This window comes from Paracoccus panacisoli, from assembly GCF_042435015.1.
Lineage (GTDB): Bacteria > Pseudomonadota > Alphaproteobacteria > Rhodobacterales > Rhodobacteraceae > Paracoccus > Paracoccus panacisoli.
This window is the reverse complement of sequence record NZ_JBHMQU010000004.1, coordinates 47,005-67,854: the sequence shown is the minus strand read 5'-3', so window position 1 is coordinate 67,854 and position 20,850 is coordinate 47,005. Positions and strand designations below refer to the sequence as shown.

The following is a 20,850-nucleotide window of genomic DNA, read 5'->3' as shown; positions in this document are numbered from 1 at the left end:
GGGTTGCAGCGGGTTGTCGGCGCCGAGCGCCGGCCCGGCGCTGAGCGCGGCCACGGCGATCCAGCGGGCGATCTGCGAAAGGGGCATCGGCGTGCCTCGCGCTTCATGGCGGTGGCGGAAAGCGTGACAGCCCGCGGCGCTGAAATCCATGCACAAGCCCGCGCGGGGGCCGGTTTGCCCGACCAAAGTCTGAGGTTCGCCCGGGCCCTGTCCCTCTGCGGCCGCGACGGCGCAGAGTGGGGCGCCGGACCTTGGGGAAGGGGGTGGCGATGTTCGTCCTGATGCTGACCGCCTGTCTGGCCGCGGACCCCGCGGCCTGCGCCCCGCGGCTCTTGCCGCAGGGCAGCGCCGCCGAGGCCGCGGCGTGCCAGCAGGGCGCCGAGGCGGTGGCGGCGGCGTGGCTCTCGGCGCATCCCGACCTGACCGGACGGGGCTGGACCTGCGCGCCGCTGGCCGAGGCCCCAGCGCTCGCGCTGACCGAACTCGCGCCGGGCGTTCTGGTCCACCGCGGCGCGGATGCCGAGCTGTCGCCCGAGAACCGCGGCCGGATCGCCAACCTGGGCGTGATCATCGGCGAGGCGCGGGTGGCGGTCATCGACCCCGGCGGCTCGCGCGAGGAGGCCGAGGCGCTCTATGCCGCGATCCGCGCCCGGACCGATCTGCCGATCGGGCCGGTGATCCTGACCCATATGCACCCCGACCACATCGCCGGGGCCGGGCTGATGGCCGAGGCGGGGGGCGAGGTCACCGGCGACGCCCGCCTGCCCGCCGCGCTCGCCGCGCGGGCCGAGACCTGGCGCGAGACGATCCCGGCGCAGATCGGGGCGCTCGCCTGGGCGGGGACCGATCTGGTGGCGCCGACGCGGCTGGTGGCGGGGGCGGAGACGCTGGACCTGGGCGGGACGACGCTGACCCTGACGCCGGTGGCGACCGCCCACACCGACAGCGACATGACGGTGCGCGACAGCCGCTCGGGCGTGCTCTTCACGGGCGATCTGGTTTTTCGCGGGCTGACCCCGGTGATGGACGGCTCGTTGAAAGGGTGGCTCGCGTGGCTCGACGCGCCGCCGCCGGAGGGGGCGCTCGTGGTGCCGGGGCACGGGCCGGTGGCGCCGACGCTGGCCGAGGCGGCGGCGGCCGAGACGGCCTATCTGCGCGCGCTGCGGGACGCAGTGCGGGCGGCGCTGGATGCCGGGCAGGGCCTGTCCGAGGCGCTGCCGGCGATCGGGGCGGCAATGGCCCCGCAGGCGCCCGGCTGGGCGGGATTCGAGGCGACGACGGCGCGCAACGCCGCCGCGGCCTATGCCGAGATGGAATGGGACTGACCGCCGCTATGATCGGACGGGAGGGAGAGAGCGAATCATGGCCACACGCCTGCCGCCGCCACGGCGCGACGCCGGAACGCCCGTGCCGCTGGCCGATCCGCTGACGGCCGGTGTCGCTGGTGAGCCGCCGGGGCGGGGCGGTGCGCGGGCGCGCGGCCCCGTCACCCCGCGCCCCCACGCCGACCGGGTGATCGAGCGCACCCGCGCCAACGACGACCTGACCCCGCTCACCGCAAGCTGGCGGCGCTCGGCGCTGCGCCACGGGCTCGACCCCTCGGCACCGTTGCGCCCCGAGCGGCTGGATGCGGCCGGGATCGCCCGGCGGCGCGAAGCGATGGGCGGCTTCCTGTCGGTCGCCGCGCCGCGGGTCGAACAGCTTTACGGGCTGGTGCGCGCCTCGGGGTGCTCGGTCGTGCTGACCGATGCGGCGGGGATCATCCTCGACCGCCGGGTCTCGGCCGGGGATGCGGCGGTGTTCGACGGCTGGGACCTCGCCTGCGGGGCCGACTGGTCCGAGGCCGCGCAGGGCACCAACGGGGTCGGCACGTGCCTGGCCGAAGGGCGGCAGGTCATCATCCACCGCGACGAGCATTTCCTGTCCCGCAACACCGCCATGAGCTGCATCGACGCCCCGATCCACGGCCCCGACGGGGCGGTGATCGCGGCGCTGGACGTGAGTTCCGCGCGCGCCGACCAGACCGAGCAGATCAACGCGCTCATTGCCGCGATGGTGGCCCAGACCGCGCGCGCCATCGAGACGGCGTGGTTCCGCGCCGCCTTTCCCGGCGCCCGCATCGTCATGGCGGGCGAGGGGACCGAGGCGCTTGTCGCCGTGGACCGCGACGAGCTGGCCATCGGGGCCACCCGTGACGCGCGCCGGGCGCTGGGCCTGCCGCGCAGCGGGGCGCTGACCCCGCGGCCGCTGGCCGACCTGATCGGGCGCGAGGACGACCTGACGGGGCTCGAGCGCGCCGAGCGGGCGGCGCTGGCGCGGGCGCTGGCGCGCTCGGGCGGCAACGTCACCGCGGCGGCGCGGGCGCTGGGGGTGGGGCGGGCGACGCTCTATCGCAAGATGGCTCGGCTGGGCCTGGGCGGCGCGGGGCGCGAGGCCCCCGGCGCGCCACGTGCAGCCGGCGCGCCCGGTGCCCCGGCGGCGTCTCACGGGTGAGACAGTCGGCCCCGGCGATCCGCGGCCGCCCTGTTGACCGGCGGGGCCGCGCTCTCGCACCATCACCTTCGTAGGCCCGGTGGAGGACCGGGCCGAAGGGAGGACAAGAACCATGCCGAACGACCAGACGCACCCCTTCAAGGGGGTTGGCAACATGCCGTTTGCCAAGCGCTACGACAACTTCATCGGCGGCAAGTGGGTGGCGCCGCAGGCCGGGCGCTACTTCCAGAACTCGACCCCGATCACCGGGATGGACATGGGCGAGATCGCCCGCTCGGACGAGGGGGACGTGAACCTCGCGCTCGACGCGGCCCATGCCGCCGCCGACCAGTGGGGCCGGACCAGCGCGCAGGAACGCTCGACCATCCTGCTCAGGATCGCCGACCGGATGGAGCAGAACCTCGAACTGCTCGCCACCGCCGAGACCTGGGACAACGGCAAGCCGATCCGCGAGACGATGGCCGCCGACGTGCCGCTGGCGATCGACCATTTCCGCTATTTCGCCGGCGTGCTGCGCGCGCAGGAGGGCTCGCTCAGCCAGATCGACGACAACACCGTGGCCTATCACTTCCACGAGCCGCTGGGCGTCGTGGGGCAGATCATCCCGTGGAACTTCCCGCTGCTGATGGCGTGCTGGAAGCTCGCCCCGGCGCTTGCGGCCGGGAACTGCGTGGTGCTGAAGCCGGCCGAGCAGACGCCGGCCTCGATCATGGTCTGGGCCGACCTGATCGGCGACCTGCTGCCGCCGGGCGTGCTGAACATCGTCAATGGCTTCGGTCTCGAGGCCGGCAAGCCGCTCGCCTCGTCGAAGCGGATCGCCAAGATCGCCTTTACCGGCGAGACCTCGACCGGTCGGCTGATCATGCAGTACGCGGCCGAGAACCTGATCCCGGTGACGCTCGAGCTCGGCGGCAAGTCGCCCAACGTCTTCTTCGCCGACGTCGCGCGCGAGGACGACGACTTCCTCGACAAGGCGCTGGAAGGCTTCACCATGTTCGCGCTGAACCAGGGTGAGATCTGCACCTGCCCCTCGCGCGTGCTGGTGCAGGAGTCGATCTACGAGCAGTTCATGGAGAAGGCCGTCGCCCGCACCCAGGCGATCAAGCAGGGCGACCCGCGCGAGTCCGATACGATGATCGGCGCACAGGCCAGCAAGGAGCAGCACGACAAGATCAAGTCCTACCTCGACATCGGCCGGGGCGAGGGCGCCGAGGTGCTGACCGGCGGCGAGGCCGCGGACCTCGGGGGCGAGCTGTCGAGCGGCTATTACATCAAGCCGACGATCTTCAAGGGCAACAACAAGATGCGGATCTTCCAGGAGGAGATCTTCGGCCCCGTCGTCTCGGTCACGACCTTCAAGGACGAGGCCGAGGCGCTGTCGATCGCCAACGACACGCTCTACGGCCTCGGCGCGGGAGTGTGGAGCCGCGACATGAATACCTGCTACCGCATGGGCCGCGGGATCAAGGCGGGCCGGGTATGGGTCAACAACTACCACGCCTATCCCGCGCACGCGGCCTTCGGCGGCTACAAGCAGTCGGGCATCGGGCGCGAGACGCACAAGATGATGCTCGACCACTACCAGCAGACTAAGAACATGCTGGTCAGCTACTCGCCGTCCAAGCTCGGGTTCTTCTGAGCCGCTGCGACCGGGGGCTTTGCGCCCCCGGACCCCCGCAGGATATTTGGGCAAGAAAGAAGGGGGGGCGCCTGTCGCGGGCGCCCCCTTTCCCGTTCAGCGGTTCTCGGTGCCGAGGTTGCTCGTGCCGATGCGATGCTCGTCGGCCTTGCGGACGCGGGTCGGGCCGGCGTCGGGTTCGTCGGCGCGCTTGTGTTCGTCCTCGGACCCGATCGCCTGCGCCATCGTCCCGCCGGCGCGGCCGCCGTGCGAGGGGGTGTCGTGGTCATGCAGATAAGCGTCGGTGTCGCGGGTCAATTCCGGCTTCTGGTCGGGCTTCTGGTCGGGCGTCGAGTTGGGCTTCTGGTCGGCCATGTGCGTGTCCTTTCCTGTTGCCCGAGGAAAACCGGCCCGGCGCGGGCGGGGTTCCGCAACTCGCGCGACTGTCAGGACGTTCGGGGAAACGGCAGAGCACCGCGGGGAGGGATCGCCTTGGACGACAGCGGCACCATCGTCGATCCGCAGGATGCGGCCGAAAGCGTCGGGCTGCGCTACGTCTCGGACGGCGATCCGGGGATCACCCGGCGCAAGGCGGGCAAGGGGTTCAGCTACCGCGGCCTCGACGGCCGGCCGATCCGCGACAAGGCCGAGCTGGCGCGGATCAGGTCGCTGGCCATTCCGCCCGCCTATGCCGACGTCTGGATCTGCGCCGACCCCGAGGGGCACATCCAGGCCACCGGGCGCGACGCGAAGGGGCGCAAGCAGTACCGCTATCACCCCCGCTTCCGCGAGGTCCGCGACAGCGCCAAGTATGACCGGATGCTGGCCTTCGCCCGCGTGCTGCCGGGGCTCAGGGCGCGGGTGGACGCCGACATGGCCCGCCGCGGGATGGGGCGCGAGAAGGTGCTGGCGACGGTCGTCCATCTGCTCGAGGCGACGATGATCCGGGTGGGCAACGCCGACTATGTGAAACAGAACAAGTCGCACGGGCTGACCACGCTGCGCGACCGCCACGTCAAGGTCGAGGGGACCGAGGTGCGGTTCCGGTTCAAGGGCAAGTCGGGCAAGACCTGGGACCTCGGCCTGCGCGACCGGCGCGTGGCGCGGATCGTGCGGCAGAGCCAGGAGCTGCCGGGCCAGCACCTGTTCCAGTATCTCGACGACACGGGCGCGCAGCGCGAGGTGACCTCGGGCGACGTCAACGCCTACCTGCGCGAGATCACTGGCGAGGGGATCACCGCCAAGGATTTCCGCACCTGGACCGGGACGGTGCTCGCCGCGCTGGCGCTGGCCGAGTACGAGGCCGCCGACAGCGCCGCCGCCGCCAAGCGCAATGTCCGCGAGGCGATCGAGCAGGTGGCCGCCCGGCTGGGCAACACCCCCACCATCTGCCGCAAGTGCTATGTCCACCCGACGGTGATCGACAGCTATCTCGACGCCGACCTGAAGCTCGAGATCCGCGAGGAGATCGCGGAGGAGCTGGACGAGGGCGGGCTGCGCCCCGAGGAGGTGCGGGTGCTCGACTTCCTCGAAGCGCGGCTGGCGTCATGAGCGGGGTCACGGCGACCCCCGCCGCACTCGCGCTGCTGGCCGAGATCGAGGCCGAGCACGGGCCGGTGATGTTCCACCTGTCCGGCGGGTGCTGCGACGGGACCGCGCCGATGGTCTATCCCGAGGGCGCGTTCCGGCTGGGCGCGCATGACGTGCGGCTGGGGACGGTCGGCGGCGCCGGGTTCTGGACCGGCGGGGCGCAGGCGGCGGCGTGGGCCGACGTGCCGCTGACGCTCGACGCGGTGCCCGGGCGCGGGGCGGGCTTCAGCCTCGACAACGCGCGGGGCCGGCATTTCGTCCTTGTCGCGCCCACTTGCGCGGGCTGACCGGCTGGGCCACATCGGGACGGCACGAAAGGGGGCCACACATGGCGACGAAGGTGTTCATCGACGGCGAGGCCGGCACGACCGGCCTGCAGATCCGCGAGCGGCTGGCGGGGCGCGAGGATATCGCGCTGGTGCAGGTCGATCCCGCGCGCCGCAAGGACGCCGACGCCCGCCGCGCGGCCTTGGCCGAGGCCGAGGTGGCGATCCTCTGCCTGCCCGACGCCGCCGCCCGCGATTCGGTGGCGCTGGCCGAGGGGCTGCCGGTGCGGTTCATCGACGCCTCGACGGCGCATCGGGTGGCCGACGGCTGGACCTACGGCTTCCCGGAGCTCTCGGCCGAGACCCGCGCCGCGATCCCCGGCGCGCGCTTCGTGGCGAACCCCGGCTGCTATGCGACCGGCGCCATCGCCATCCTCGCGCCGCTGGTTGCAGCCGGGCTGGTGGCGGCGGACGAGGCGCTGAGCCTCAACGCCGTCTCGGGCTACACCGGCGGCGGCAAGGAGATGATCGCCGAGATGGAGGCCGAGGGCGCGCCCGCCCATTTCGCCTATGCGCTGGGTCAGGGCCACAAGCACCTGCCCGAGATCATGGCCCGCACCGGGCTGACCCGGCGGCCGGTCTTCGCTCCGGCGGTGGGGCGTTATGCGCAGGGGATGATGGTGCAACTGCCGCTGCAGCTCGGCGGGCGGCGGATCGCCGATCTGCGCGGCGCGCTTGAGGCGCATTATGCCGGCAGCCGCTTCGTGCAGGTGGTGGACCCCGCGCCGCGGGTGGTGCCGACGGCGCTGAACGGGACGAACCAGCTTGAACTGTCGGTCCACGGCGACGACGCGAACGGCTGCGCGGTGGTGGTCGCGGTGCTCGACAACCTCGGCAAGGGGGCCTCGGGTGCGGCGGTGCAGAACCTCAACCTGATGATCGGCGCGGACGAGGCGGCGGGGCTCTGAGACGCCACGGGATAGCGGGGTGGGGCGGAGGCCGCCCCGCCCCTCAGCCCGCCTTGATCTGCCGCGCCTCGCCGACCAGCATGATCGGAATGCCGTCGCGGATCGGGAAGGCGAGCCCGGCGGTGCGCGACACCAGCTCCTGCCGGGCGGCGTCATAGTCGAGCCGCCCGTGCGTCACCGGGCAGACCAGCGCCTCGAGCATATGGCGGTCGAAGGCGGGGCGGGGGGCCGCGTCGGGGTGGGTGTCGGTCAATGCAGCCTCTCCTCGTCGTCGCCGCCGCGCAGCGCGTATTCCATCAGCCCGTCGAGGATCGCCCGCCGCTCGGGCAGGGTCGCGGCCTCGAGCAGCGCCTGCTTTTCCTCGACCCCCAAGGGCAACAGCATCGAGAGCGAGTTGACCAGCAGCTCGTCCCCCGCCTCCTCCGCCGCGTTCCAGTCGGTCGAAAGGTCGCGCGCGGCCATGTAGCGGCCCAGCCGCTCCATGAAGGCGGGGCGGTCGAACTCGGGGTCGTCGGGCACCGCGCCGCGGCGGTCGGCGCCGTAGCCCGCCCAGTCCACCTTGCCGCGCAGGTAGGGGGTGAAGCCGTCCAGCGCCTCGACCAGCCGGAAGCGCGAGACGGCGCGCAGCGAGATCATCATCCGCCCGTCGTCATCCTCGGAAAACATCGCCACCCGGCCGGCGGTGCCCACCGCGGCCAGCCCCTCGCCGATCGGCTGGATCATCCCGATCAGCCGGTCGCCCGAGCGCAGCACGTCCTCCATCATCTGCAGGTAGCGCGGCTCGAAGATGTGCAGCGGCAGGCGGGTGCGCGGCAGCAGCACCGCGCCGGGCAGCGGGAACAGCGGCAGCGTGTCGGGGAAGGGCGGGGTGCCGGGGGCCATCGTCAGGCGCCGCGGCTCAGGCAAAGATCAGCGAACTGAGCCGGCGGCGGCCCTTCTGCACCAGCGGATCGGTGGGCGGCAGCGCGTCGAAGATGGTCAGAAGCTGCGCCTTGGCGGCGCCGTCGTTCCAGTCGCGGTCGCGGCGGAACGACTCGAGCAGCTGGTCGATGGCCTCCTCGACGCGCCCCGCGGCGTGCAGCGCGGTGGCGAGGTCGAGCCGGGCCTGATGGTCGGCCGGATCGGCCGCGACGCGGGCCTCGAGATCGGCGAGGGGGCCGGCGTTGGCAGCCTGCCGGGCGAGCGCGAGCTGGGCGCGGGCGGCCTCGACCGGGGCGGTGCGGGCCACCGCGGCGGGCACGGCGGACAGCGCCGCGTCGCCCGCGTCGGCGTCGCCGGCGGCCAGCCGGGCGCGGACCAGCCCGCCCCAGGCCTGCGCGTTCTCGGGCTCTTCACCGAGGATCGCGTCGAAGGTCTCGGCCGCGTCCGCCGCCGCCCCCTCGGCCAGCATCGCCTCGGCCGCCTCGAGCGCGGCGCCCAAGCCGCCGTCGTCGCCGCCGAGCGCCACGAGCTTCTCGACGAACTTCTTGATCTCGCTGGCCGGCAGCGCGCCCTGGAAGGCGTCGACCGGCTGGCCCTGGAAGAAGGCGAAGACCGTGGGGATGGACTGCACGCGGAGTTGCGCGGCGATCATCTGGTTCTTGTCCACGTCCACCTTGGCCATCCGCACCCGGCCCTTGTGGCGCGCCACCTCGGCCTCGAGCGCGGGGCCGAGCGTCTTGCACGGGCCGCACCACGGCGCCCAGAAATCGACGATCACCGGCACCTGCATCGAGGCGTCGATGACCTCGGCCATGAAATCGGCCTCGGACACGTCCTTGATGAAATCCGACGGCGCGGGGGCGGCCGGGGTGTCGCCGAACAGCATGGGGAACCTCATTGCGCGAACTCGGCGGCAATATGGGGTCTCGGCGGCGAAAGGGAAAGACCGCCGCGGCGGGCGGCCACGACGCCCGGGGGGCGGCAGGGGGGCGCGGCCTGTCACGAAACCGTCGCGCGATTGCCATCCCCGCGTCATGCGGCGGGGGCATGACCGCCCCGCAACGCCAGTCCACGCCATTCGAACGGAGCCACCGATGCGCGACGACATGAACTATGAGGCGGATTACGCCGATCCCACCCAATCGCCGGACTTCGAGCCGGGTGACGAGGGGCTGTCGAACACCTCGGCCAACCCGACCTTCTACGACGTGGTGGAAACCGCCCGCGCCTCGCGCCGCAGCGTGCTGTTCGGCGGGCTCGCCGCGGCCGTCACTGGCGTCTTCGGCACCGGGCTGAGCACCCGCGGGGCGCTGGCCCAGACCACCACCGCGGGCGGCAACCCTGTCGCCGGCGCCACCGCCACCGCCGCGCCGACCCCGGGCCTGCTGGGCTTCAAGGCCGTCTCGGTCGGGATGGGCGACACGGTCGTCGTCCCCGAGGGCTACACCGTCCGCACGCTGGGCGCCTGGGGCACCCCGATCCTCGGCGACATGCCGGCCTTCCGCCCCGGCGCCAACACCGGGGCCGAGCAGGCGATGCAGACCGGGATGCACCACGACGGGATGCACTTCTTCCCGATCGATGGCTCGTCCGACGACGGGCTGCTGGTCGTGAACCATGAATACATCGAGCCGCGCTTCCTGCACGCCGAGGCCTACAAGGGCCGGGCGCTCGAGTCGGACGAGGTGGTCTATGACGGCGAGACCCGCCCCGACGACCACGTGCTGAAGGAAATGAACGCCCACGGCGTCTCGGTCTACCGCATCACCAAGGGCGCGGACGGCGCCTTTGCGCCGGTGGCCGACGCCCACAACCGCCGCATCACCGCGCTGACCGAGATCGACATCGCCGGCCCCGCCAAGGGCTCGAAGCTGCTGGTCACGAAATACGCCCCGAACGGCGACAAGACCCGCGGCACGATCAACAACTGCGCCCATGGCGTGACGCCGTGGAACACCTACATGGCCGCCGAAGAGAACTGGGCGGGCTACTTCACCAGCCACGACGCCGAGAACGGCGAGCCGAAGCTGCCGCGCGAGCTCAAGCGCTATGGCGTGGTCGCCGGCAAGAACGGCCGCTACGGGTGGGAGAAGGCGGCGGGCGGCGCGGACGAATACATCCGCTTCGACGCCTCGACCAAGGGCGCGTCGGCCGCCGAGGACTATCGCAACGAGCCGAACCAGTTCGGCTGGATGGTCGAGATCGACCCGTTCAAGCCCGACGCGAAGCCCGTCAAGCGCACCCACCTCGGCCGCTTCGGCCATGAGGGCGTGGTCTTCGCCCCGGCGGTCGAGGGCAAGCCGGTGGTCTGCTACTCGGGCGACGACTCGCGGTTCGAGTACATCTACAAGTTCGTGTCGAAGGCGCCGTTCCAGAAGGGCGTGACGGACGGCTCGATCCTCGACGAGGGCACGCTCTACGTCGCGCGCTTCAACCCCGATGGGTCGGGCGAGTGGCTGGCGCTGGCGCCGGGCGAGAACGGCCTGACGCCCGAGGCGGGCTTCGCCGACCTGGGCGAGATCCTGGTCAACACCCGTGCGGCGGCCGACCTCGCCGGCGCGACCAAGATGGACCGCCCCGAGTGGGGCGCGGTCGATCCGAACACCGGCGAGGTCTACTTCACCCTCACCAACAACACCAAGCGCACCGAGGCCAAGGTCGATCCGGTCAACCCGCGGGCCAAGAACCAGTTCGGCCAGATCGTCCGCTGGCGCTACCGCGATGCCGACCACGCGCAGACCGCCTTCACCTGGGATCTGTTCGTGATCGCCGGCGACGCCGACACCAGCCGGGTCTTCACCGGCGAGGCGCTGGGCGAGGACAACATCTTCGCCTGCCCGGACGGGCTGTGGTTCGACGCCGACTCGCGCCTGTGGATCCAGACCGACATCGGCGAGGACAACATGTACAAGGGCGACATGGAGCAGATGGGCAACAACCAGATGCTCTGCGCCGACCCGCGCTCTGGCGAGATCCGCCGCTTCCTGACCGGCCCGATCGGGCAGGAGGTGACGGGCGTCATCACCACCCCCGACCAGAAGACGATGTTCGTGGGCCTGCAGCACCCCGGCGCCACCACGTCGCCCGAGGACTATGCGGCCGGCAAGTTCAGCTCGAGCTACCCGGACGGGAACGGCGCGATCCCGCGCTCGGTCACGCTGGTCATCACCCGCGACGACGGCGGCGTGATCGGGGCCTGAGCCTGACCTGATCCGCAACGGGGGCGGCGGGCCTGCGGGTCCGCCGCTTCCGTTTCGGGGACCGGGAGGCGGTGCCAGCGGCGCCCTCGCCGTGAGCCGGTGCGGGCCGCCATTCCCCACCGTGGAGCCTCAGGGCCGCACGATCCACCCTATCGGACCCTCGCGAATCCCGGCCCGGAACCGGCAGGGCCGACCTGCGGTTTCCCTGCAAGGTAGCCAGAACGTGATCTTTCCGCTATAGGGTCAACCTCAATGACCTAACGAGAGGAGCCACCGCTTGACGGATGCAACCGTTCAGGACACCGGGCCGCGCACCCTGCCGTCGCTCGGATTGGCGATACTGCCGATCATCGTCACCTTGGGCCTGCTGGCCCTGCAACTCTTCTATTACAACGACTTCACCCCCCATATCCCGCTGATCCTCGGCCTCGCCTTCACCGGCCTGCTGGGCGTGCTGCGCGGGCAGCGCTGGATGGATATCCGCGAGGGGGTCTTTCACGTCATTCACGTCTCGATGCCGTCACTGTCGGTCCTGATCGTCGTCGGGATGCTGATCGGGGTCTGGATCGCCTCGGGGACGGTGCCGACGCTGATCTATTACGGTCTTACGGTGCTGACGCCGCAGATCTTCCTCGCCGCGGCGATGGTGCTGTGCGCGGTCGTCTCGGTCTCGCTCGGGACGAGCTGGGGCACAGTCGGGACCATCGGTCTTGCGCTCATGGGGATCGGCGCGGGCTTCGGCATCCCGCCGGTCTGGACCGCGGGCCCGGTCGTCTCGGGTGCGTTCTTCGGGGACAAGGTGTCGCCGCTGTCGGACACCACCAACCTCGCCCCGGCGGTCACCGGCCAGAACGTCTTCGACCACATCAAGAACATGATGCCGACCACCGTGCCGGCGATGCTGATCGCGCTGACCATCTATGCCGTCGCGGGCTACGCGCTGATCGAGCCCGCCGACACCTCGTTCGCCAGCATCGAGCGCATCACCACCCGGCTTGACCAGGACTTCCAGCTCGGGCTGATCCCGCTGCTGCCGGCGCTCGCGGTGCTGATCCTCGCGCTGATGAAGAAGCCGCCGCTGCCGTCGCTCTTTGCCGACGTGCTGCTCGGGGCGCTGGTGGCGATGTTCTATCAGGGCGCGGGGCTGCACGACGTCTTCAGCTAGGCCAACGACGGGTTCCGCACCGAGACGGGCATCGCCGAGATCGACACGCTGCTGAACAAGGGCGGCATCCAGTCGATGATGTGGACCATCTCGCTGATGCTCATCGCGCTGGGCTTCGGTGGCGCGCTCGAGCGCACCGGCTGCCTCGAGGCGATCATCCAGGCGATCATCGCGCGGGTGACGTCGTTCGCCGGCGTCCAGACCTCGGCCATCGGCACGGCGTTCGCCACCAACATGGTCGCGGGCGACCCCTATATCTCGATCGCGCTGCCGGGGCGGATGTTCTCGCCGCTCTATCGCGGGATGGGGTATTCGACGCTGAACCTCAGCCGCGCGGTGGAAGAGGGCGGCACGATGATGTCGCCGCTGATCCCGTGGAACGCGTGCGGGGCGTTCGTGATCTCGGCCCTTGGGCTGGGGGTGATGGACGGCAATCTGGGCGACCTGATGTACATCCCGCTGTCCTTCGCCTGCTGGATCTCGCCGCTGATCGGCATCTTCTACGCCATCACCGGGTTTTTCAGCCCCCGCGCGTCCGACGCCGAGCGTGCGACGTGGGAGGAGACGGGCGAGACGGTGATGGACCTCGGCGATCACGCGCTGGCCGACAGCGATGCGGCCGATGCCGAGATCGAGCGGGTGACCCACGACCCGACGCGGCAGCACTGACCGCGCCATCGTGGGGCCAACAAGGGGGGGCGTCCTGCGCCCCCCTTTCGCGTTCCGGGCTGACGAAAGGACCGGCTCAGACGTCCAGATCGAACGCCGCGACCACCGGCACGTGGTCGCTCGGCTGCTCCCACCCGCGGACCGGGCGCAGCACCCGGCTCGCGTGGCCCGCGGCGGCGATGTCGGCCGAGGCCCAGATGTGGTCCAGCCGCCGGCCGCGGTCCGAGGCGTCCCAGTCGCGGTTGCGATAGCTCCACCACGAAAACAGCGGGCCCGTGGAAATGTCCTGCCGGGTGATGTCCACCCAGTGGCCCGCGTCCTGCGCCGAGAGCAGGTGCTCGACCTCGACCGGGGTGTGGCTCACCACCTTGAGCAGCGCCTTGTGGGACCAGACGTCATCCTCGCGCGGGGCGATGTTCAGATCGCCGACGAGGATCGAGCGCGACGGCCGGTCGGCGTGGAAGGCGTCGCGCATCTCGGTCAGGAAATCGAGCTTCTGGCCGAACTTGAGGTTCACCTCGCGGTCGGGAATGTCGCCCCCGGCCGGGACGTAGAGGTTGTGGATCGTCACCCCGTTTTCAAGCCGGGCCGCGACGTGGCGGGCGTGGCCGAGCCGCGCATAGTCGCGGTCGCCCGCATCCTCGATCGGCAGCCGCGACAGGATCGCCACGCCGTTGTAGCCGCGCTGCCCGCGCGCCACCATCCAGCGGTAGCCGGCGTCGTGGAAGAGCTGCGCGGGGATCTTCTCGACCGGCGACTTGCATTCCTGCAGGCAGAGGATGTCGGGCGCTTCCTCGGACAGCAGCCGCGTGACGAGCCCCGCCCTGAGCCGGACCGAGTTGATGTTCCAGGTCGCGATGGTGAACATGGGGGGCGGGATAGCCCGCGGGCAGGGAAAGGGAAAGCCGATGAACCAGCTCGTCGACGGGAAATGGGTCTATGGCAGCGTGGGCGCCGCCGAGGGCGAGGGCGCCTATCGCCGCCAGGACGCGGGGTTCCGCAACTGGATCACCCCGGACGGCCGCCCCGGCCCCACGGGCGAGGGCGGGTTCGCGGCCGAGGCCGGGCGCTATCACCTTTATGTCTCGTACGCCTGCCCCTGGGCGCACCGGACGCTGATCTTCCGCGCGCTCAAGGGGCTCGAGGGGCTCATCGGCCTGTCGGTCGTCCACCCGCTGATGGGCCGCGACGGGTGGAGCTTTGCGACGGATTTCCCCGGCGCGACGGGCGACCCGCTGCTGGGTGCGGCGCATGTCCGCGACATCTACCTGCGGGCGCGGCCGGACATGACCGGCAAGGCCACGGTGCCGATCCTGTGGGACAAGGCCCGCGGCACGATCGTCTCGAACGAATCGAGCGAGATCATCCGCATGTTCGACAGCGCCTTCGACGGGCTAACCGGCAGCACCCTGACCTTCTGCCCCGAGGCGCTTTCGGACCGCGTGGCCGAGGTCAACGCCCGGGTCTACGACAACTTCAACAACGGGGTGTACAAGGCCGGCTTCGCCTCGACGCAAGAGGCGTATGACGCGGCCGTCGGGCCGGTCTTCGAGACGATGGCCTGGGCCGACGAGGTGCTGTCGCGGCAGCGCTACCTCGCCGGGGACAGGCTAACCGAGGCGGACTGGCGGATGTTCACCAGCGCGGTGCGGTTCGACAACGTCTATCACACGCATTTCCGCTGCAACCGGGCGTGGCTGCGGGATTATCCGAACCTCTGGGGGTGGACGCGCGAGCTGTACCAGATCCCCGGCGTGGCCGGGACGGTGCGGCACGACCACATCGTGAACCACTATTACCGCAGCCACCCGGACCTGAACAAATACGGCATCATCCCGATCAATCCGGTGATCGACTGGGACGCGCCGCATGGGCGCGACGCCATCGGCGGCGGGGCCGACGATGCTGTTTGACGGATGGGACGAGCTGGGGCGCGTCCTCGTCATGGGGGTGCTCGGCTACGCGGGGCTGATCGTGATCCTGCGGATCACCGGCAAGCGGACGCTGGCCAAGATGAACGCCTTTGACCTGGTGGTCACGGTCTCGCTCGGCTCGGTCCTCGCGGCGGCGGTGCTGGACGAGAACGTCTCGCTGGCCGAGGCGATCGCCGCCTTCGTCGTGCTGTGCGGGTTGCAGTTCGTGATCGCCTGGGCAGCGGTCCGGTCCGAGCGCGTGCGCGCCCTCGTCGCGTCCGAGCCGGCGTTGCTGGCGTGGGAGGGGCGGGTCCTGCCCGATGCTCTCAAGCGCGAGCGGGTGGCGGTCGAGGAGCTGCGCAGCGTGCTGCGGGCCGCCGGGCGGACCTCGCTCGAGGGCGTGCGGGCCGTCGTGCTCGAGACGGACGGGTCGTTCAGCGTCGTCGGCGCGGATGAAGGGGCCGGTGCGCCGCTCGCAGGCGCGGGTGACCGGTTCATGGCGCTCGATGGTGTCGTCGCGCCCAAGGGCCTCGGCCCCGCGCACCTGAGCCAGCGGTAGGGACGGGCGCCCGTTGGCCGGGCGCCCGCGCGAGGGTCAGGCCACCAGCCGGTAGCCGCCCGACTCCGTGACCAGCAGCCGTGCGTTCGACGGCTCCGGCTCGATCTTCTGGCGCAGACGGTAGATGTGGGTTTCCAGCGTGTGCGTGGTCACCCCGGCGTTGTAGCCCCAGACCTCGTGCAGGAGCACGTCTCGCGCCACCACCCCGTCCTGCGCGCGATACAGGAACTTGAGGATGTTGGTTTCCTTCTCGGTCAGCCGGATCTTGCGGTCCTTGGCGTCGATCAGCATCTTCATCGCCGGCTTGAAGGTATAGGGCCCGAGCTGGAAGATCGCGTCCTCGGACTGCTCATGGGTGCGCAGCTGCGCCCGCAGCCGGGCCAGCAGCACCGGGAACTTGAACGGCTTGGTGATGTAGTCGTTGGCGCCCGAATCGAGCCCCAGGATCGTGTCGGCGTCGGTGTCGTGGCCGGTCAACATGACGATCGGGCACTTCACCCCCTGCTTGCGCAGCCGCTTGCAGAGCTCGCGCCCGTCGGTGTCGGGCAGGCCCACGTCCAGCACCACCAGATCGAAGATCGCGCCCTTGGTCTTGTCCACCGCCTCGGCGCCCGAGGCGGCCTCGAACACGTCGAAATCCTCGGTTGCGACCAGCTGTTCGGCCAGCGCCTCGCGCAGGTCGTCCTCGTCGTCGACCAGCAGGATCTTCTTCAGACCAGCCATGGGGCCCTCCGTTTGATGAGCGTCTCGGGTGCAACATGGGGGCAGGCGGCGCGGGGTCCAGCGGGTTGCAATGTTTCTCACATCCTGTTGTCGCCGGGCGGGGTTATGTTACGGAATGTTTCATGATTTGCCCTGCGGCCAAGGCGCCATGAGCCTGATCCCCACCCTTGCCGAGACCATCAGCCGCGCCCGCGCCGATCTGCGCGTGGGCCTGCCGGTGGGGTTCGGCGGCTGGCTTGGCGCCTCGGTCGAGACGCTGTCGCCGGCGCGGCTGGCCGACCTGCGGGCGCTCGGGCCGGTGGTGCTGGCCGTGACCGGGCGGCGGGCCGAGACGCTGAAGGCGCGGGCCTATGACGGCGACCTCGCCCGGGTGCGCGTCCCGGTCGAGGCCGACGTGTCCTGGCTGCGCGCGGTGGCCGATCCGGCCGACGACCTGCGGATGCCAATGAAGGGGCCGCTGTTCACCGACCGGGACGGCGACACCACGCCGCATCGCGCCGCACTGGCGCTCGCCAAGTCGGCCGAGCTGCTGCCGGCGATGGTGATGGTCGAGGCCGCCGCGCCCGAGGGCCTGACCCGGCTGCCGCCCGGCCCGACGCTGGCGCAGCTTGCGGCCGAGACAGGGCTGGCGCCGGTCGCCTCGGCCCGGCTGCCGCTGGCCGCGGCCGAGCGGTCGCGGTTGCACGTGCTGCGCCCCGACGACGGCGGGATCGAGCATTACGCGGTCGAGATCGGCGCCCCGCGCCGCGACCTGCCGGTGCTGGCGCGGCTGCACTCGGCCTGCTTCACCGGCGACGTGCTGGGCAGCCTGAAATGCGACTGCGGCCCGCAGCTGCACGCGGCGCTGACGACGATGGGCGGCGCGGGCGAGGGGGTGCTGCTCTATCTCAACCAGGAGGGGCGGGGCATCGGGCTGGCCAACAAGATGCGCGCCTATGACCTGCAATCGCAGGGGTTCGACACCGTCGAGGCGAACCACCGTCTGGGGTTCGAGGATGACGAGCGCGACTTCCGCCTTGGCGCCGCGATGCTGCGGCGGCTGGGGTTTTCGGCGGTGCGGCTGATGACCAACAACCCGCGCAAGGTCGAGATGATGCAGAGCCACGGGATCGAGGTGGTCGAGCGCGTGCCGCTGCTCGTCGGCCGCAACCGCTGGAACGACGCCTATCTGGCGGTCAAGCGCGACAAGTCGGGGCATCTGCTGTGATGCGGCTGACGCCCGCGGGGCTGTGGGCCTTCGGCCGGGTGCTGCCCTGTTCGGTCGGGCGCGGCGGGGTCACCACCGCCAAGCGCGAGGGCGACGGCGCGACGCCCGCGGGCACGCACCGGATCGTGGGGCTGCTCTACCGCCCCGACCGCATGGCCGCGCCCGCGCCCTGGGCCGAGCCGATCGGGCCGGGCGACCTGTGGTGCGACGACCCCGCGCATCCCGATTACAACCATGCCGTCCGCGCCCCCTTCGCGGCCAGCCACGAGGCGCTGCGGCGGGCCGATCCGCTCTATGACCTGATCCTCGTCACCGACTGGAACTGGCCCGAGGCGCGGCCCGGCGCGGGGTCGGCGATCTTCCTGCACCAGTGGCGGCGGCCGGGCTATCCGACCGCGGGCTGCATCGCGATGGGGCGCGCGGATCTGCGCTGGCTCGCGGAACGCGCGGGGCCGGGGACGCGGCTGGAGGTGCCGCCCGCGCTGGCCGGGCGGGTACCGCGGGTGTCGGGGGCGGGAGCCTCCGGCGGGGATATTTAGGTCCAGCCCGAGGGCGAGGCCGGGGGCCTGACGATCGTGCAGGGGGGCCGGAAAGAGGCACGGTGACGTCGCTGCGGGGGCGTCTGGCCCTTGCCTGCTGGGCCCTTGAGGTGCAACAGGGCCGGGCAAAACGTGGGGATTGATGCGATGAAGATTGCGGTTGCCGGTCTTGGGTATGTGGGCCTGTCGCTGGCCGTGCTGCTGGCGCGGGCGAACCGGGTCGTGGCGCTGGACGTGAACTCGGCCCGCGTGGACGCCGTCAACGCCCGCCGCTCGCCCATCGAGGATGCCGAGATCAGCGCCTTCTTCGCCCGCGAGACGCTGGACCTGACGGCGACGCTCGACCCGGCCGAGGCGCTCCGCGACGCCGACTACGTCATCGTCGCCACGCCCACCAACTATGACGCCCGCACCAACCGCTTCGACACCGCGAGCGTCGAGCAGGTCATCGCGCTGTCTCGCCGCTTCGCCCCAGGGGCGACGGTCGTGGTCAAGTCCACCGTGCCCGTCGGCTTCACCGCGCGGATGCGGGCCGAGCATGGCAGCGACGCGATCCTGTTCTCGCCCGAGTTCCTGCGCGAGGGGCGTGCGCTCTGGGACAACCTGCACCCCTCGCGCATCATCGTCGGCGACACGACCCCGGCGGCGCACGGCTTCGCCGACCTGCTGACCGCGGGCGCCGAGACCTGCGGGCCGGTGATGTTCACCGGCTCGACCGAGGCCGAGGCGATCAAGCTGTTTGCCAACACCTACCTCGCCATGCGGGTGGCGTTCTTCAACGAGCTGGACAGCTATGCGCTGACCAAGGGGCTCGAGGCGCGGCAGATCGTCGAGGGCGTGTGCCTCGATCCGCGCATCGGGTCGCACTACAACAACCCGAGCTTCGGCTATGGCGGCTACTGCCTGCCCAAGGACACCCGGCAGCTGCTGGCCAACTACGAGACGGTGCCGCAGAACCTGATCGCGGCGGTGGTCGAATCGAACCGCACCCGCAAGGACGTGATCGCGGACCTCATCATCGCCCGCCGCCCGGCTTGCGTCGGCGTGCACCGGCTGGTGATGAAGGCGGGGTCGGACAATTTCCGCGACAGCTCGATCCAGGGGATCATGAAGCGGGTCAAGGCCAAGGGCATCCCCTGCATCGTCTATGAGCCGGCGCTGGACGAGCCGCATTTCTTCAACTCGCCGGTGGTCAACGACCTCGCCGACTTCAAGTCCCGCGCCGACCTGATCATCGCCAACCGGATGTCGGCCGACCTCGAGGATGTCGCGGACAAGGTCTTCACCCGCGATCTCTTCGGCGGGGATTGAGCGACCGAGGGAGCGGGCGCTGACACGCGATTGACACGCCCGCGCCACGCGCCTGTCACCTTGGCTTGGCACCCGGGGGCCTCAACCCCTTCACTGACCGGGAGCCTCCGCCCATGTCCTCTCTCATCCTGCCGCGCCTGACCCGGCGCGGTCTCCTGGCCACCGGGACCGCCGCCGCGGGCGTCCTCGCCCTGCCGGCGATCCTGCGCGCCGGCACCGCCCCCGTCTTCAGCCATGGCGTCCAGTCGGGCGATGCCCACGCCGCGGGCGGCATGGTCTGGACCCGCGTGGACCGCCCGTCGCGGGTGCTGCTCGAGGTCTCGACCACCGAAAGCTTCGCCGACGCGCGCCGGGTGGCGGTGCTGAACGCGCTGCCGGCGAGCGACCTGACGGTGAAATGCGCCGTGGACGGCGTGGCCCCCGACCAGCAGGTGTTCTACCGCTTCACCGCCGCCGACCTCAGCGACCTCAACGCCGTGAGCCAGCCGATCACCGGCCGGTTCCGCACCGCGCCCACCGAAAAGCGCAATATCCGCTTCGGCTGGTCGGGCGACACCGCGGGGCAGGGCTGGGGGATCGGCCCCGAGGGGATGAAGACCTACGCCACGATGGGCCAGCACGAGCTGGATTTCTTCATCCACTCGGGCGACACGATCTATGCCGACGGGCCGATGAAGCCCGAGCAGGAGCACGCCGGCGGCGTCTGGAAGAACACCGTCCTGATCCCCGAGGTCGAGAAGGTGGCCGAGACGCTCGACGAGTTCCGCGGCCGCTACAAGTACAACCAGATGGACGAGCACGTGCAGGCGTTCTGCGCCAGCGTGCCGTTCCTCTACCAGTGGGACGACCACGAGGTGACCAACAACTGGTCGCCGGGCAAGGACCTGTCGGCCGACGACCGCTACACCGAGAAGTCGATCCCGCTGCTGGCGGCGCGGGCGGGGCAGGCGTTCCACGAGATGACGCCGATCAGCTATACCCCGGCCGAGCCGGGCCGGATCTACCGCAAGATCGCCTATGGCCCGCTGCTCGACATCTTCATGCTGGACCTGCGGTCCTACCGCGACGCCAACGACGCCGGGATGCAGACCGAGGCCGGGGACGGCACCACCCTTCTGGGGGCGGCGCAGATCGAGTGGCTCAAGGGGGCGCTCAAGGCCTCGACCGCGACGTGGAAGGTGATCGCCTCGGACATGCCGATCGGGATCATCGTCTGGGACAACGCCAAGGAAAAGCGCGGCGTCGAGGCGGTGGCGAACGGCGATCACGGCAGCCCCAAGGGGCGCGAGCTCGAGATCGCCGACCTGCTGCGCTTCATCCGCGACCAGAAGGTGACGAACACCGTCTGGCTGACCGCCGACGTGCACTATACCGCGGCGCACGAGTACAGCCCCGAGCGCGCCGAGTTCCAGGAGTTCGCCCCGTTCTGGGAGTTCGTGTCCGGCCCGCTGCACGCCGGCAGCTTCGGCCCGGGCGAGATGGACCGCACCTTCGGCCCCGAGGTGAAGTTCGTGAAGGCGCCGGGCGCCGAGCGGCCCAACCTGCCGCCGAGCGAGGGGATGCAGTTCTTCGGCCTCGTGGACATCGATGCGGCGACCGAGCAGATGAAGGTGCGGCTGATGGACGTGGGCAACACCGAGCTGTGGTCCACGGTGCTGGACCCTGTGCGGGCCTGAGGCCGCAAAGGGGAGGGGCGCTGCCCCTCGCC

General features: G+C 71.0%; 19 protein-coding genes and 1 pseudogene. 14 read left to right on the top strand and 6 right to left on the bottom strand.

Going from position 1 to position 20,850, the window contains the following annotated elements; translation table 11 throughout:
- Window positions 1-269: 269 nt before the first annotated feature.
- The 3 genes from ACFHYO_RS00785 (at window position 270) to adh (ending at window position 4,132) form a co-directional block, all read left to right on the top strand.
- Window positions 270-1,325, top strand: a complete 1,056-nt coding sequence (locus tag ACFHYO_RS00785) for a quinoprotein relay system zinc metallohydrolase 2 (RefSeq protein WP_394317637.1) — start codon at window positions 270-272, stop codon at window positions 1,323-1,325.
- A 37-nt stretch (window positions 1,326-1,362) separates the two neighbouring features.
- Complete coding sequence (locus tag ACFHYO_RS00780) at window positions 1,363-2,493, top strand: GAF domain-containing protein (protein ID WP_394317635.1); 1,131 nt, start codon at window positions 1,363-1,365, stop codon at window positions 2,491-2,493.
- Window positions 2,494-2,605: 112 nt separating this feature from the next.
- Window positions 2,606-4,132 carry an aldehyde dehydrogenase gene (adh, locus tag ACFHYO_RS00775; RefSeq protein WP_394317633.1) on the top strand — a complete coding sequence of 509 codons (1,527 nt, stop codon included), beginning with the start codon at window positions 2,606-2,608 and terminating at the stop codon, window positions 4,130-4,132.
- A 96-nt stretch (window positions 4,133-4,228) separates the two neighbouring features.
- Here adh and ACFHYO_RS00770 read toward each other — a convergent pair whose 3' ends face one another.
- Window positions 4,229-4,486: a hypothetical protein gene (locus ACFHYO_RS00770; protein WP_036700585.1), complete on the bottom strand. Its 258-nt coding sequence runs from the start codon at window positions 4,484-4,486 to the stop codon at window positions 4,229-4,231.
- A 117-nt stretch (window positions 4,487-4,603) separates the two neighbouring features.
- On the opposite strand from ACFHYO_RS00770, the gene ACFHYO_RS00765 reads away from it, so the two are divergent.
- From ACFHYO_RS00765 to argC, 3 genes are read left to right on the top strand one after another with little or no spacing between them, the layout of a single operon-like run.
- Window positions 4,604-5,662 carry a DNA topoisomerase IB gene (locus tag ACFHYO_RS00765; RefSeq protein WP_197055304.1) on the top strand — a complete coding sequence of 353 codons (1,059 nt, stop codon included), beginning with the start codon at window positions 4,604-4,606 and terminating at the stop codon, window positions 5,660-5,662.
- Window positions 5,659-5,988 carry a DUF779 domain-containing protein gene (locus ACFHYO_RS00760; protein ID WP_394317631.1) on the top strand — a complete coding sequence of 110 codons (330 nt, stop codon included), beginning with the start codon at window positions 5,659-5,661 and terminating at the stop codon, window positions 5,986-5,988. The genes ACFHYO_RS00765 and ACFHYO_RS00760 overlap by 4 nt, the downstream gene beginning before the upstream one ends.
- A gap of 41 nt (window positions 5,989-6,029) precedes the next feature.
- The gene (gene argC, locus ACFHYO_RS00755; protein WP_394317629.1) at window positions 6,030-6,935 is read left to right on the top strand and encodes an N-acetyl-gamma-glutamyl-phosphate reductase; all 906 of its coding nucleotides are present in this window, start codon (window positions 6,030-6,032) and stop codon (window positions 6,933-6,935) included.
- A gap of 43 nt (window positions 6,936-6,978) precedes the next feature.
- Here the strand turns inward: argC and ACFHYO_RS00750 are convergent, their stop codons facing one another.
- The 3 genes from ACFHYO_RS00750 to trxA are packed head-to-tail and all read right to left on the bottom strand — an operon-like array spanning window position 6,979 to window position 8,742.
- Complete coding sequence (locus ACFHYO_RS00750; RefSeq protein ID WP_074826286.1) at window positions 6,979-7,137, bottom strand: Trm112 family protein; 159 nt, start codon at window positions 7,135-7,137, stop codon at window positions 6,979-6,981.
- 47 nt (window positions 7,138-7,184) lie between these two features.
- Window positions 7,185-7,817, bottom strand: a complete 633-nt coding sequence (locus ACFHYO_RS00745; RefSeq protein ID WP_394317627.1) for an LON peptidase substrate-binding domain-containing protein — start codon at window positions 7,815-7,817, stop codon at window positions 7,185-7,187.
- A gap of 16 nt (window positions 7,818-7,833) precedes the next feature.
- On the bottom strand, window positions 7,834-8,742 hold the full coding sequence (trxA, locus tag ACFHYO_RS00740) for a thioredoxin (RefSeq protein WP_394317625.1): 909 nt from the start codon (window positions 8,740-8,742) through the stop codon (window positions 7,834-7,836).
- A 208-nt stretch (window positions 8,743-8,950) separates the two neighbouring features.
- Here trxA and ACFHYO_RS00735 point away from each other — a divergent pair, with 208 nt between their 5' ends.
- Together ACFHYO_RS00735 and nhaC are read left to right on the top strand one after the other, a co-directional pair.
- On the top strand, window positions 8,951-11,056 hold the full coding sequence (locus ACFHYO_RS00735; RefSeq protein ID WP_394317623.1) for a PhoX family protein: 2,106 nt from the start codon (window positions 8,951-8,953) through the stop codon (window positions 11,054-11,056).
- A gap of 316 nt (window positions 11,057-11,372) precedes the next feature.
- Window positions 11,373-12,890, top strand: a pseudogene (nhaC, locus tag ACFHYO_RS00730) (Na+/H+ antiporter NhaC).
- A gap of 76 nt (window positions 12,891-12,966) precedes the next feature.
- Here nhaC and ACFHYO_RS00725 read toward each other — a convergent pair.
- Window positions 12,967-13,758, bottom strand: coding sequence for an exodeoxyribonuclease III (locus ACFHYO_RS00725; RefSeq protein WP_394317621.1), 792 nt, complete (start codon window positions 13,756-13,758; stop codon window positions 12,967-12,969).
- 40 nt (window positions 13,759-13,798) lie between these two features.
- Between ACFHYO_RS00725 and ACFHYO_RS00720 the strand changes: the two genes are divergently transcribed.
- Together ACFHYO_RS00720 and ACFHYO_RS00715 are read left to right on the top strand one after the other, a co-directional pair.
- Window positions 13,799-14,803 carry a glutathione S-transferase family protein gene (locus ACFHYO_RS00720; protein WP_394317619.1) on the top strand — a complete coding sequence of 335 codons (1,005 nt, stop codon included), beginning with the start codon at window positions 13,799-13,801 and terminating at the stop codon, window positions 14,801-14,803.
- Window positions 14,793-15,362, top strand: coding sequence for a DUF421 domain-containing protein (locus ACFHYO_RS00715; RefSeq protein ID WP_394317617.1), 570 nt, complete (start codon window positions 14,793-14,795; stop codon window positions 15,360-15,362). The genes ACFHYO_RS00720 and ACFHYO_RS00715 overlap by 11 nt, the downstream gene beginning before the upstream one ends.
- A gap of 36 nt (window positions 15,363-15,398) precedes the next feature.
- On the opposite strand, the gene ACFHYO_RS00710 is transcribed toward ACFHYO_RS00715, so the two are convergent.
- Window positions 15,399-16,085, bottom strand: coding sequence for a response regulator transcription factor (locus ACFHYO_RS00710; RefSeq protein WP_036708835.1), 687 nt, complete (start codon window positions 16,083-16,085; stop codon window positions 15,399-15,401).
- Between the two features lie 148 nt (window positions 16,086-16,233).
- Between ACFHYO_RS00710 and ribA the strand changes: the two genes are divergently transcribed.
- The 4 genes from ribA (at window position 16,234) to ACFHYO_RS00690 (ending at window position 20,818) form a co-directional block, all read left to right on the top strand.
- Window positions 16,234-17,292 (top strand): GTP cyclohydrolase II, encoded by a 1,059-nt coding sequence (gene ribA / locus ACFHYO_RS00705; RefSeq protein ID WP_394317615.1) that lies wholly within the window; start codon window positions 16,234-16,236, stop codon window positions 17,290-17,292.
- Complete coding sequence (locus tag ACFHYO_RS00700) at window positions 17,292-17,831, top strand: L,D-transpeptidase family protein (RefSeq protein ID WP_394317613.1); 540 nt, start codon at window positions 17,292-17,294, stop codon at window positions 17,829-17,831. Before ribA ends, ACFHYO_RS00700 begins: the two co-directional genes overlap by 1 nt.
- A 147-nt stretch (window positions 17,832-17,978) precedes the next feature.
- On the top strand, window positions 17,979-19,142 hold the full coding sequence (locus ACFHYO_RS00695; protein ID WP_394317611.1) for a nucleotide sugar dehydrogenase: 1,164 nt from the start codon (window positions 17,979-17,981) through the stop codon (window positions 19,140-19,142).
- Between the two features lie 113 nt (window positions 19,143-19,255).
- A complete protein-coding gene (locus ACFHYO_RS00690; protein ID WP_394317609.1) occupies window positions 19,256-20,818 on the top strand; it encodes an alkaline phosphatase D family protein in 1,563 nt (520 codons plus the stop codon).
- The last annotated feature ends 32 nt before the right edge of the window (window positions 20,819-20,850 follow it).